Source organism: Serratia sp. CY37869 (assembly GCF_052168895.1).
Classification (GTDB): domain Bacteria; phylum Pseudomonadota; class Gammaproteobacteria; order Enterobacterales; family Enterobacteriaceae; genus Serratia; species Serratia ureilytica.
This window is the reverse complement of sequence record NZ_JBJNLU010000001.1, coordinates 1441711-1453692: the sequence shown is the minus strand read 5'-3', so window position 1 is coordinate 1453692 and position 11982 is coordinate 1441711. Positions and strand designations below refer to the sequence as shown.

Below are 11982 nucleotides of genomic sequence, written 5' to 3'. Positions count from 1 at the left end.
GCGCGACGTTAGCCGGCCGTCACGCCAAACAGCAGGCCGACGCCGGAAGAAACCGCCATCGCCAGTGCGCTCCAGATGAGGATGCGCGCCACGCCCGGCAAGATCGGCGCCCCGCCGGTTTTCGCGGCGATGCCGCCGAGAACGCCGAGGGAAATCAGCGCCGACGCCACCAGCGCCGGCCGCGTCCAGGCGACCGGTACCCACATCGCCACCAGCAGCGGCAACAGCGCGCCGAGGGAGAAACTCAGGGCCGACGCCAACGCAGCCTGCAGCGGCCGGGCGCGGGTGGCGGAGGAAATACCCAGTTCGTCGCGCGCGTGCGCCTCCAGCGCATCATGCGCCATCAGCTTTTCCGCCACCTGCCGTGCCAGCGCCGGATCCAGACCGCGATGCACGTAGATTGACGTCAGTTCGCGAAACTCCCCCGGGTAGTCTTCAAGCAGCTCCGCCTGCTCTTCCGCCAGCGCGGCCTTTTCGGTATCCGCCTGCGACGAGACCGACACATACTCGCCGGTGGCCATCGACATCGCGCCCGCCACCCACCCGGCGACGCCGGCGATCATCAGCGTGGAATGCGAGGCGCTGGCCGCCGCGACGCCCAGCAGCAGACTGGCCGTTGAGACGATGCCGTCGTTGGCGCCGAGCACCGCCGCCCGCAGCCAGCCGATGCGTTCAATACTGTGCCGCTCTCGGTGCATCCGTTCTCTCCCTCTGTGAGCGTTGCGCTACTCGCGCGCCGCCGCTTCCAACCCGGCGATGTCGATTTTGCCCATCAGCAGCATCGCTTCCGTGACCCGCCGCACGCGGGCGGCGTCGGGGTCGTTCATCAGCTCGGTCAGGCGCCGCGGCACGATCTGCCAGCACAGCCCCCAGCGATCGCGCAGCCAGCCGCACTGCTCCGCCTCGCCGCCCTCGCTCAACGCATCCCACAGCCGGTCAACCTCCGCCTGATCGTCGCATTCCACCATCACGGAAAAGCTGTGATTGAACGGATCCAACGGCCCGGCCTCGATCGCCGCATAGCGCTGGTCACCCAGAGTGAAGGAGGCCAGCTTCACGCTGCCGGCCGGGCCGCTCGGCGTATCCGCCGGCAGATCGGAAAACCAGTTCACGGACGAACCGGGGATCAGCGCGACGTAGCAATTCAGCGCCGCTTCCATGTCTTTTTCAAACCACAGATGTTGCGTAATTCTGGCCATCTGCGCCTCCTTTACGCATCGAGGATCGGCGCGAAACCGCCGAAGATCATGCGTTTGCCGTCGAACGGCATCTCGCCCAGCGCTTTCATGCGCGGATCGTTCATCATTTTCTCATTGGCGGCGTCGCGCACCGCTTTGGAGGGGTACTCTATCCAGCTGAACACCACCACTTCGTCTTCCTGGGCTTTCACCGCGCCGCGAAAGTCGGTGAGCTTGCCATCGGGCACGTCATCGCCCCAGCACTCCACGATGCGCGTGGCGCCAAACTCTTTGAACAGCGGCGCTGCCGCCGCCGCCAACCGGTGATAAGCCTCCTTATTGGCGGCCGGCACCGCCACCACAAACCCGTCTACGTATTTCATTCTGGCATCCTCTTGTCTGATTAAGGACAGTCGGTTCGGCGCAGGCGGAAATGCCCGCGTCCCTTACCAGTTTAGACCGCAGGCACGCAGCGCGGATCGGAAGTTCAGCGGCCGTGACAGGCCGGCGGAGACGATTCCGGTGTGGCGACCCGGTTGCGGCCGGCGTTTTTCGCTTTGTACACCGCCAGATCCGCCAGCTTCAGCAGATCCGCCAGGCTTTGGCCGGAACCGCCCGGGCAGGTCACCATGCCGATGCTGACGGTGATCTGCAGCGGATGCCCGGCCGGCATGAGGATAGACTCCGTTTCGATGCGTTGCCGCAGGCGTTCGGCCAATTGCCATCCCTGCTGCGGCTGGCCGAGCGTCGAAACGATGGCGAACTCTTCGCCCCCCATGCGGCCGAACAGGTCACCGACGCTCAGATCGGCGGCGATCGCGCGGGTAAAGGCCATCAGCGCCTGATCGCCGCCGGCATGGCCGAAACGGTCATTAATCGATTTGAAATAGTCGATATCGAGCATCATGACGCACACCAGCTCGCCCTTTTGGTCTATCAACCGTTCGCCGCGTTGCATAAACGCATTGCGCGTCAGCACGTGCGTCAACGCATCGTGATTCGCCACGTGCTCCAGCGTGCGTAACAACGCGTTGCGCGCATAGTTCATGCTGGCCACGGCGATGGGCCCCAGCGCCAGCAGCGCGATGCCCAGGCGCATGGATACCGCGTTCTGCAGCACCTTCATGTCGAGCGTGGTGCTAAGCAACCCGAAATCGATCGCCAGATGGCACCACAGCACGTAAACCAGCACCGCGATCATGGTGCAGAACAGTGAGAAGGACATCGCCAGCCACAGCAGCACCGGCATGGGAAAGATCACCGCGCCGGGGCCGCCAATCAGCACGCTGCACACCGCCGCCAACACCAGCAGTGCCAACACGGCCAGTTTTCGCCCCGCAATTGGCCACTGGCTGCGCTGCGAGAGCATACTGCAGGCCGCGCGCAGCCGATGCCGCCAATCGACGGGAAACGCCAGAATGAATGGCATCAGCGTGACGTAGTTGGTGAATTCAGACGAGAACCATAGCACCAGCGAGGTCAGATAGGGTCGGCCGAACAGCCACTGCGAGGCCGCCGCGCCCACAACGCCGGTAACGGCGGCAGCGGCCAGGCAGATACCGAACAAATACATGCTGGAAGCGCCACGCTGCAGCGTGCGCGCCGGCGGCGGCAGGCGCATGAACAACAGATACCCTACCACCACGCCGGCCAGATTGGCGGCGTTCAACAACAGCGCCTTTTCCAGCGAGCTGCCGGTCAGCAGATCCGCCGCCAGATACCCCAACACCGCCATGCCCCAATCGGCGCGCGTGGCCCACCGTGAGCGGCGCACCAAAACGGCCAGCAGCACGGCGTTAGCCGGCCAGAATATCGCCAGAAAACTGCCGGGCCGGCTCACGATGCCCAACAGACACAGCGCGAACACCAGCAAAAAAAAGCTGAGCGCGGGCCAGATTTTCCGGGTATCGGACAACGAGGTGGTTTGCATCTTGGATCCAGAGACTTCCGCTAGCGTAAGGTGACAGTCTTTGCGTGTCACAACCGTCGACGATGAGGAGAAGATAAACGGCCGACCCGCCTATTATTGCCAGTTTTTCCTGCCCGGACACCTGTTTATTCATCAAGGGAAAATATATTTGTGTATCAATATATTGACAGGAATCACCCTTCCGACGAACAAACTGCCGCGTCCCTCCCGTCACTGCGATCGTTATTGCCATCCATCCGAATTTTTACCGGCAAAATCGCCGTCTTTTTCCCTAATGACAAAATTAAATCGTGCAATGAAGGGATACCGGTATTCCTCTCTATTCAAAACCTATAAATGATAATTATAATGATAATTGTTACTATTTATTATTTTTTCATGGAATTATATGCACCAGTCAGTTCTTCGCCGCCCCAACAAAAACAAAAAAAATCACGTTTTCCGAACGCTGCCCCTGATCGCCGGCCTGTTTCCCGCCCTGACGATCGCCGCCGCGCCCGACGCAAAAAAGGAAGACGCCATCACGGTGACCGCCACCGCCCTGCCTGCCGGCAGCTATAGCGCCGATACCGCCTCAACCGGCAGCAAAACCGCCACGCCAATCGGTGAACTGCCGCAATCGGTCAGCGTCGTCACCTCACAGGTGATTGACGACTTCCAGGTCAAAAGCGTCAATGACGCGATGAAATTCGTCAGCGGCGTCACCCAGGGCAACACGCTCGGCGGCACCGAGGATGGCTTCGTCAAACGCGGGTTCGGGGTTAACTCCGACGGCTCGGTGTTCATCGACGGCGTGCGCAGCAACCAAGGGCTGAGCATGGACGCCACCACCGATCGCGTCGAGGTCCTGAAAGGTTCCGCGTCGCTGCTGTATGGCATCCTCAGCCCCGGCGGCGTCATCAATCTGATCAGCAAAAAACCGCAGTATGACTGGAACATCCGCATCAGCGGCGCCACCAACAGTTTTGGCGGCGGCAGCGGCAGCGTCGATGTGACCGGCCCGCTGGGCGGCGGCTTCGCCTTTCGCCTGATCGCCGAACGCCAGCACGCAGATTACTGGCGCAATTTCGGCAGCGACGAACACACGCTGATCGCCCCCTCGCTCAGTTGGTTCGGCGACCAGGCTTCCTTTAACATCGCCTACAGCGAATACAAGTACGACATTCCTTACGATCGCGGCACCGCATTTATCGACGGCAAACCGGTCGATGTGCCCTATAACCGCCGCTTGGATGACTACGCGAACCATGCCTGGGGCAAGAACAAACGTCTGAACGCCCATTATGAGTACGCGCTCGATCCGATCTGGACGACCCGGTTCAACTACGCCTGGCTGCAACGCCGTTACGACAGCAACGAAGTGCGCGCCACCGCGGTCGACACCACGACCGGCATCGTCTCGCGCCGCGCCGACGCCAACCGCGGTTTCAATCATCAAACCCACTATTACTCCTGGGATCTGACCGGTTCGCCCCAGCTGTTCGGCATGCAGCACGATCTGCTGCTGGGCGTGGACTACGAGAAAAATCAGACCTACAAGGCCTATTCCTACCGCGGCAAGGTCTCGAAGACCTTCAACATGTACGACCCGGTGTATGGCGAAACGCCGATCACCGACAGCACCACCTACAGCGACGCGTCAAGCAACCTGCGCGCCACGCTGTTCAGCCGTTCGCTGTACGCCAAGGACAGCATTCATCTTACCGATCAATGGATCGCGGTGCTGGGCGCGCGCTATCAGTCGTATTACCAGAACAACAGCAACGGTTTCCAGAAACCAAAAAATACGCTCAATGACAAAGACGACCAGTTTTTGCCGCAGGCGGGGTTGGTGTATAAGCTGACGCCGAGCCTGTCGCTGTACGGCAATTACAGCCGTTCGTTCACGCCGTCCACCGCCATCGACGACAATGGCAACGTCGCCACGCCGGAAACCGGCACCACCTATGAGGTGGGCGGAAAATGGCAGATCACCCCGGCGTTTGACGCCACGCTGGCGCTCTATCGCATTGATGAAAGCAACATGTCGATCTTTATCAACGGCGTGACCCGCAGTATCCCCAAAGCGCGCTCCACCGGCGTCGAACTGGAGTTGAACGGGGAAGTGGCGCGCAACTGGGATCTCACCGCCAACTACAGCTACGACAAGACCGAGATCGTCGAAGACAACCTCAACCCGGACAACGTCGGCAATCGGCTGGTCAACGCCCCAACCAACATGGGCGGCCTGTACCTCAGCCGCCGCATGACATTGCCGGTGGTGCCCGGCGAGGTGCGCATTGGCGGCGGCGCGCGCTACGTCGGCCGCCGAGCCGGCGATCCGGAGAACAGTTTCACCATGCCGGCCTATACCGTGGCGGATGCCTTTGTCGCCTGGGACAGCAAGCTGCTTGGGAAACATACCCAGCTGAAACTGAATGTGAAAAACCTGTTCAACCGCGAGTACTATGCCTCCAGCGCCGGTAATTTACGCGTGATTGAGGGTGAACCGCGCAGCCTGAGCCTGCAGGCGACGGTCGATTTCTAACCTGTCATGCCTTGGGCGCCGTTTGGCGCCCGTTTTCTTTGCGCCGGCCGCGGCACATCACATCGGCGAGAAAATCCAGCAACGCGCGGTTGAACAGCGCGGGCCGCTGCAGCGGCGCGAAATGGCTGACGCCCGGCAGCGTCGTCAAACGGGCGCCGGGAATGCTGCGGCTAAGATAGGCGGCATGTTCGGCGCGGATAAATTCATCGTGTTCGCTGTGAACGATCGTCACCGGCACGCGAATGGCCGCCAAATCCTGTGCGCGGTAGTCCGGCTGGCTGCTCATCATCAGGCTCACGGCGGCGACGAACGCCTCGAAATCGTCCGGCGTCGGCGACAAGGCGGCATAGTCCTGCGCATGGCGCGCAAAACAGCGCTCGACGATCGGGCTGGGCGCCAACGGTTTAACGCCGCTGGCGTCCATATTGCAGCCGAAGAAAAAAACGCCGTCCACCTGCCCGGGCGCCTGATGGGCGGCGATGAGCGCGACGCAAGCGCCGTCGCTCCAGCCCGCCAGCGCGGCGTGGGGTATTTGCAGCGCCGCCATCACCGCCAACAGATCATCGGCCATCCGATCGTAACGATACGGCCGGGCGTCGCGCGTGCTGCGCCCGTGCCCGCGGCTATCGATGAGCAACACCCCGTACCCGGCGGCCCGCAATGCCGGCAGCTGATACCCCCAGTTGCCGCTGTGGCCCAGGCCGCCGTGCAACAGGATCACCGCCGGTCCGTCGCCATAGGCGGCATACCAAATACGCGCGCCGTCGTGGTCTATATAACCCTGCCGGGCTCCCGGCGGTAAGGGCGGCGCCCCTAACGCGGCAAAGCGCGTCAAATCGTCGTCGATGTGCATCTTTCCCCCCTCGTTCGCCGGCGCGGTGCGGCGAAACGGCATCCAAGGAGTATAGATCGCACTGGCGGGCGGTAGCGTTCGCTTTCCCGACATATACTTAAAGGAGGAATCGCAATGGAGGACGGAGAGATGAAAAAGATAACGCTGGTGCTTTTGACGTTGTTGCTGAGCGGCTGTATCGGCGGCGGCGGCGGCCCGTCGAATGCGCCGCCGGCGTCGCCGAATGAGCCCTACACCTGCAGCAACTCCGGCGCCAACAGCGACTGTTCGCAGTCCGTGGAGCCGTCGATGTACTAGCCGCGTTCGGCGGGCCGTTGATGAACGACCCGCCGCCTCATGGCAGAACTAGGAAGAGTGTTCCTCTTCGTTAGCCTGATATCGTGTCGCCTGCTGCTTCATGAACACCACCTCCTGCGGGCTGGACAGGCTCACTTCCTGAGCGCGCAACAGCTTGAGGATGTTAAACAGCAGTTCACTTTTGGTGGCGCCGACCATGCGCGGGCTCGGCACATAGCCAGTCACGCTCAGGATAATGCCGTCCGGCCCCAACTGGCTGAAGCGCACGTAAGGTGCCGGCGTCTCCAGAATGGTTTCGTACTCGTTATAAGCGCTCAGCAGGATATTGCGCACCTGCTCCGGATCGATCGAGGTCGGGAACGTCAGCGCAATGGTCACCACGCCTTGCGCGTTGCCCATGGTGGCGTTACGTACGTTCTGTGAGATCAGCTGCGAGTTCGGTACGATCATGGTGGAGCGGTCGCTGAGCTGAATTTCGGTGGCGCGTACGTTGATGCGCCGCACGTCGCCTTCCACGCCGCCGATGCCGATCATATCCCCGACCTTCACCGGGCGTTCGGTCAGCAGGATCAGGCCGGAAATAAAGTTCTTCACAATCTCCTGCAAACCGAAACCGATACCGACCGACAGAGCGCTGACGATCCACGCCAGGTTGCTCCACTGGATGCCCAGCGCCGCCAGGGTGATCAGAATGACCAGCACATAGCCGATATTGCTGAACAGCGTCACCAGCGAGGCGCGGATGCCGACGTCCGAAATGGTCTTCGGCAGCAGCTCAGAGCCCAGCCAGCGCCGCACCGCGCGCAGGATGTAGATGCCGATCGCCAGGCAGATCACGGCGTTGAGCAGGTTGCCTGGCACGATGTTGAAACGCTGCAAGCCTTCGCCGGTCAGGATCGAGACGATTTTCTCCATCAGCGAGCCCGGCGTGGTGCTGCCGAACGAGCCGTTGAACAACGCGACGATCATCAACAGCAACAGCGAACATTTGGCCAGCGCGGTGGTGATGATCGCCACCTGCTCCAGATGGCGATCCTTGAAGCTGAGCGTTTTCTTCAGCATCTTGCCGCTGACGGTCTGCGGCGAAAACAGTGCGGCGCACAGGTCAGTGGCGAACAGCACCATGAAGTAGAACGCCATCAGCACCAGCACCACCCAGATGAGCTGGTAGGTCAGGAAGCGGGCAAAAGCGATATAGCCCACGAGCAGTGAAAGCAGGATCACCACCGAACACACCAGGGTGACGATATGCACCAGCCCGCCGACCAGCGTGCGTTTTTCCAGGTGCGCGCCCTGCTGCTCCAGACGGCGACGAATGCGCTGGCCGCGCAGCGGCGCCGCCAGCAGCACCATGCCGATCAACCCCGCCACCAGGCCGTTGCCGAAGATGGTGGTGGCCAATGAGGCGCTGACGACGTTGTTGATAAGCTCCACGGTGCCGAACGCCAGCGCCAGACCGGCCAGCAGCGGCGAGAAGTAACGCAGCCCGGCGGCCACTTCATTGTCCAGCGAAGCCAAACGCCACGACGGACGATTCAGCGACAGCGCCGCACGCCCCAGCCCGGCGATCAGCGCGCAGAAAATCCCCAGACGGTTAAAGCCTTCGGCGAAGTCTTCCAGCATCACCGGCAGCGGCTGCACGCGGATAAAGACGTAATACAGCAGGTTCAGCGCAATCGAGGTGGTGATCACCGTCACTGCCACGGTGATGATCGCCATAAAGCTGCGGCGCAAGCGCCCGTCCGGCAGGAAACGAATGCTGACCCAGGCGAGGAAACGCTCGGACAAATAGCGCCCCCAGGACCAGACGATCACCGCCAGCGCCAGCAACGCCAGCGTGCCGTACCGCCATTCGTCCTGCCAACTGGCGTCCCAGGCCGCTTTCATCTCGGCGTTGAACTGGTCCAGCCGCTGCACGTCATCCGCTGACGGCTGCACGACCGGCGTCCAGAATTTGACGCCCAAAATGCTGCCGGTGTTCAGCGCCAGCTGGGTTTTGAACGCCACCCGACGCAGATCGCTGATCTGCTGGCCAAGGTCGAAGGCGCTGGTCTTGATGGCCTGCGCGCGTTTTACCGCATCGTCCAACTGCTTCTTGCTGCTGTTCAGCGCATTGCGCTGCTGGGCGACGGCGGGAGTTTCCGGCAGCGCGCCGGCCGCCGGGGCCGGCCCCAGCACGTCCAGCTGCGCCTGCAGTTTTTCCTGCACCGGCTGCAGATCGGCGGACAATTTATCCATGCTGGCGACCAGATCGTCCGTCGCCAACCGCAGCTTGCTGAGCTGGGTGTCGGTCGTCGCTTTGGAAACCAGCTGCTTCATGCTGTCCAACTGCTTTTGCGCGGCTTTCAACTGCGTAGCGGGATCGGGCGCGCTTTCGGCGGCGGGATCATCCTGGGTGGCGGCGACGGCGGCGAACGGCGTCAGTTGCATACCCAACAGCAATAATAACAACAGCAGGAACGGGCGAGGCTTTAACATAAATTCAGTGCTCAGCATCATTATCTGATAGACAGACGAACAGGCGGCGGATGAACCGTCGCTTAACCATAAACGCTAATTATAATAGCTGCTTAATGTCGGCCGAAATACAGTAATTATTCCCATTGTGTGCCACGCGCCCGCGCTCGCCTTAGCTTGCTGATTATTCGGGCGCTTTTACACTGGCGATACGGCATGAAGCGCTCTATAATCCAGCCACCGATTAACCTGCAACCAATAAAAGGAGACTTACTATGCTGACGTGTGAATTGGTTTTTCACTCACACTTCTTTGGTAATCGTCGCCGCTCAAGCATTACCGGTATCGCGCTGCGATAACCCAGCTTGAGCGAAGCTTACTAAAATCCAGGATCTTCCCTCCGGCTTACCGGGTTATCGTCAGCAATGTTTGACGATAGGCATTGTTATGCCTGTAACTCTTGAGTAAGCAATGAGCACATTACTGTCTGCACAATCTGTCGGTTACGACAACGCGTTCGGCGTCCTGCTGAGCGAGATTTCCTTCAGCCTGAAAAAAGGCGACCGCATCGGTTTGATCGGCGATAACGGCTGCGGCAAAAGCACCCTGCTGCAAATTCTCAGCGGCGACCTGCCTGCGCACACCGGAACGGTGACATTGTCACATCAATGTCTGATGGCGCGCATCGAGCAGCACCTGCCGCCGGAACTGCACACCAGCACCCTGCTGGATGCGGTTCTGGCGCGGCTGCCTGCGGGCCAACACCTCAGCGAACGCTGGCGCTGCGAAGCGTTACTGGCCGAGCTGGGGTTTGAACCGGCGAGCTGGATGCTGACCGCCGGCACCCTCAGCGGCGGCCAGCATACGCGGCTGCTGTTGGCGCGCGCGCTGATCCGCCAGCCCGATCTGCTGCTGCTCGACGAACCCAGCAACCACCTGGACCTGCCCACGCTGCTGTGGCTGGAACAGTTCTTGCGTAACTGGACCGGCAGCTTCGTGCTGGTGTCGCACGATCGCTACCTGCTCGACCAGGTAACCAACTGCACCTGGATCCTGCGCGACAAAACGCTGCAGTTCTTCCGTTTGCCCTGCTCTGCGGCGCGCACCGCGCTGGCGGAACAGGACGCCGCGGACGAACAGCGGCGCCACGCCGAGCAAAAGGAAATCGACCGGGTGGAAAAAAGCGCCAAGCGCCTGGCGACCTGGGGCAAGGTCTACGACAACGAAGATCTGGCGCGCAAGGCCAAGCAAATGGAGAAGCGCGTCGATCGGTTGAAGGAAGAACAGACCACCCTGACCGCCGGCAGTCCATGGCGGCTGCGGCTGCAGGGAGAAGCGCTGGACGCCGATCGCCTGCTGGCGTTGCCGCACTGGGCGGTGCGCCCGGCACCGGATGCGCCGGTGCTGTTCAGCCTGGAACATCTGCGCGTGAAAAGCGGCGATCGCATCGCCATCGTCGGGCGCAACGGCTGCGGAAAATCGTCGCTGTTGCGCCTGCTGTGGCGCGAGTATCAGCAACAAACGCAGCGCCCGGCGCTGTTCCATCCGCGCGTGCGCATCGGCTATTACGATCAGAGCCTGCAACAGCTACGCGATGAAGACACGTTGAGCGAAGCGCTGGCGCAGTTTGCGCCGCTGACCGAGGAACAGCGGAAAATGGCGCTGATCGGCGCCGGTTTCCCTTACCTGCGCCACCATCAGCAGATCCGTTCGCTGAGCGGCGGCGAGCGTTCGCGGCTGCTGTTCGTCGGCCTGACGCTGGCCAACCATTCGCTGCTGCTGCTGGACGAGCCCACCAACCACCTGGACATGGCAGGCAAAGAAGAGCTGGCGGAAACGCTGCGCCAGTTCGCCGGCGCCGTCATGTTGGTCACCCATGACCGGATGCTGATCGAACAGAGCTGCAACCGCTTTTGGCTGATCGACCAGCAAAAACTGGAGGAGTGGCACGATCTGGCGCCGGTGTATCAGCGCCTGGCGGGCGAAGCGCCGGCGCTGCCGACGGCAGGCAAGGCCGATGCAGACGCCCCGACGCCGGACGAGCGCTTGGAAGGCGAAGAAGCGCTGTTGACCGCCCTGTTTGCCCTCGAAAGCAAACTGGAGGACGACCTGGCGCGTAAACCGAAGCATCAAAAACCGGAGCTTCAGGCGCGCTGGCGCCGCGAGATTGCCGACATCACCGCCCGGTTGAATCTGGGCTAACCTTGACAGGCCGCCATCCGGCGGCCTGTTTTTTGACGGAGTGCGACATGGCATTTTCCCTTGAGCAGGCCTCACTCGCGCAGCGGCCGCTGCTGGCGGCCATGCTGTCCGATTGCCTTCGCGAGCTGGGCGTCGATGGCGATTACCCCTATTTGTCGCTCTACTGGCGCGAGGCCGGCCGCTACCCTTATTTGATGTTGAGCGATCGGCAAACCGCCGGGTTCGCGTTGGTCAGGCGTATCGATAGCGCCACCGTCGAAATGGCGGAGTTCTACATCAAGCCCGAATGGCGACGCAACGGGATGGGGCAACGGGCTGCCCGCGCCTTGTTCGCGCAGCATCCTGGCGGTTGGTCGCTGTCGGTCAGCCAGGATAATCCGCGCGGGCTGGCGTTTTGGCGGACGGTAGTACCGACCGGGGTCATGACTCAACCACTTTCGGCCCCCGACGCCATAATGCAGCTGCGCTTTTCATCCCCGCCGCCCTGAGCGACACATTACTTTCATCCTTTTATGGCAGGGTAAACCGATTCGTTCTT

The 11982-nt window shown here is 61.6% G+C and carries 10 protein-coding genes; 4 read left to right on the top strand and 6 right to left on the bottom strand.

Going from position 1 to position 11982, the window contains the following annotated elements; all coding sequences use genetic code 11:
- Nucleotides 1-8: 8 nt before the first annotated feature.
- The 4 genes from ACJ8J1_RS07000 to ACJ8J1_RS06985 all read right to left on the bottom strand — a co-directional run bounded on the left by ACJ8J1_RS07000 (nucleotide 9) and on the right by ACJ8J1_RS06985 (nucleotide 3108).
- The gene (locus tag ACJ8J1_RS07000; protein WP_033643151.1) at nucleotides 9-698 is read right to left on the bottom strand and encodes a VIT1/CCC1 transporter family protein; all 690 of its coding nucleotides are present in this window, start codon (nucleotides 696-698) and stop codon (nucleotides 9-11) included.
- 27 nt (nucleotides 699-725) lie between these two features.
- Entirely contained in the window at nucleotides 726-1199 is a 474-nt protein-coding gene (locus ACJ8J1_RS06995) for a VOC family protein (protein ID WP_004938077.1), read from the bottom strand.
- Nucleotides 1200-1210: 11 nt separating this feature from the next.
- Nucleotides 1211-1561 (bottom strand): DUF1428 domain-containing protein, encoded by a 351-nt coding sequence (locus ACJ8J1_RS06990; protein ID WP_025302905.1) that lies wholly within the window; start codon nucleotides 1559-1561, stop codon nucleotides 1211-1213.
- A 104-nt stretch (nucleotides 1562-1665) separates the two neighbouring features.
- Complete coding sequence (locus tag ACJ8J1_RS06985; RefSeq protein WP_033643152.1) at nucleotides 1666-3108, bottom strand: GGDEF domain-containing protein; 1443 nt, start codon at nucleotides 3106-3108, stop codon at nucleotides 1666-1668.
- Between the two features lie 388 nt (nucleotides 3109-3496).
- Between ACJ8J1_RS06985 and ACJ8J1_RS06980 the strand changes: the two genes are divergently transcribed.
- Nucleotides 3497-5635, top strand: coding sequence for a TonB-dependent siderophore receptor (locus tag ACJ8J1_RS06980; protein ID WP_411361393.1), 2139 nt, complete (start codon nucleotides 3497-3499; stop codon nucleotides 5633-5635).
- A 4-nt stretch (nucleotides 5636-5639) separates the two neighbouring features.
- On the opposite strand, the gene ACJ8J1_RS06975 is transcribed toward ACJ8J1_RS06980, so the two are convergent.
- Complete coding sequence (locus ACJ8J1_RS06975) at nucleotides 5640-6488, bottom strand: alpha/beta fold hydrolase (protein ID WP_033643153.1); 849 nt, start codon at nucleotides 6486-6488, stop codon at nucleotides 5640-5642.
- Nucleotides 6489-6617: 129 nt separating this feature from the next.
- Here ACJ8J1_RS06975 and ACJ8J1_RS06970 point away from each other — a divergent pair, with 129 nt between their 5' ends.
- Entirely contained in the window at nucleotides 6618-6785 is a 168-nt protein-coding gene (locus ACJ8J1_RS06970) for a hypothetical protein (protein WP_226886075.1), read from the top strand.
- Nucleotides 6786-6833: 48 nt separating this feature from the next.
- Here ACJ8J1_RS06970 and ACJ8J1_RS06965 read toward each other — a convergent pair whose 3' ends face one another.
- The gene (locus ACJ8J1_RS06965) at nucleotides 6834-9263 is read right to left on the bottom strand and encodes a DUF3772 domain-containing protein (protein WP_169539598.1); all 2430 of its coding nucleotides are present in this window, start codon (nucleotides 9261-9263) and stop codon (nucleotides 6834-6836) included.
- Between the two features lie 450 nt (nucleotides 9264-9713).
- Here ACJ8J1_RS06965 and ACJ8J1_RS06960 point away from each other — a divergent pair, with 450 nt between their 5' ends.
- Complete coding sequence (locus ACJ8J1_RS06960) at nucleotides 9714-11444, top strand: ABC-F family ATP-binding cassette domain-containing protein (RefSeq protein WP_033643156.1); 1731 nt, start codon at nucleotides 9714-9716, stop codon at nucleotides 11442-11444.
- A gap of 47 nt (nucleotides 11445-11491) precedes the next feature.
- Nucleotides 11492-11932, top strand: a complete 441-nt coding sequence (locus ACJ8J1_RS06955; RefSeq protein ID WP_033643157.1) for a GNAT family N-acetyltransferase — start codon at nucleotides 11492-11494, stop codon at nucleotides 11930-11932.
- Nucleotides 11933-11982: the final 50 nt, after the last annotated feature.

Bases quoted from the DNA above. Each gene is read 5' to 3' on its own strand.
- ACJ8J1_RS06990 (WP_025302905.1), bottom strand. From the start codon at position 1,561: ATGAAATACGTAGACGGGTTTGTGGTGGCGGTGCCGGCCGCCAATAAG.
- ACJ8J1_RS07000 (WP_033643151.1), bottom strand. From the start codon at position 698: ATGCACCGAGAGCGGCACAGTATTGAACGCATCGGCTGGCTGCGGGCG.
- ACJ8J1_RS06955 (WP_033643157.1), top strand. From the start codon at position 11,492: ATGGCATTTTCCCTTGAGCAGGCCTCACTCGCGCAGCGGCCGCTGCTG.
- ACJ8J1_RS06975 (WP_033643153.1), bottom strand. From the start codon at position 6,488: ATGCACATCGACGACGATTTGACGCGCTTTGCCGCGTTAGGGGCGCCG.
- ACJ8J1_RS06995 (WP_004938077.1), bottom strand. From the start codon at position 1,199: ATGGCCAGAATTACGCAACATCTGTGGTTTGAAAAAGACATGGAAGCG.
- ACJ8J1_RS06965 (WP_169539598.1), bottom strand. From the start codon at position 9,263: ATGTTAAAGCCTCGCCCGTTCCTGCTGTTGTTATTATTGCTGTTGGGT.
- ACJ8J1_RS06970 (WP_226886075.1), top strand. From the start codon at position 6,618: ATGAAAAAGATAACGCTGGTGCTTTTGACGTTGTTGCTGAGCGGCTGT.
- ACJ8J1_RS06980 (WP_411361393.1), top strand. From the start codon at position 3,497: ATGCACCAGTCAGTTCTTCGCCGCCCCAACAAAAACAAAAAAAATCAC.
- ACJ8J1_RS06960 (WP_033643156.1), top strand. From the start codon at position 9,714: ATGAGCACATTACTGTCTGCACAATCTGTCGGTTACGACAACGCGTTC.
- ACJ8J1_RS06985 (WP_033643152.1), bottom strand. From the start codon at position 3,108: ATGCAAACCACCTCGTTGTCCGATACCCGGAAAATCTGGCCCGCGCTC.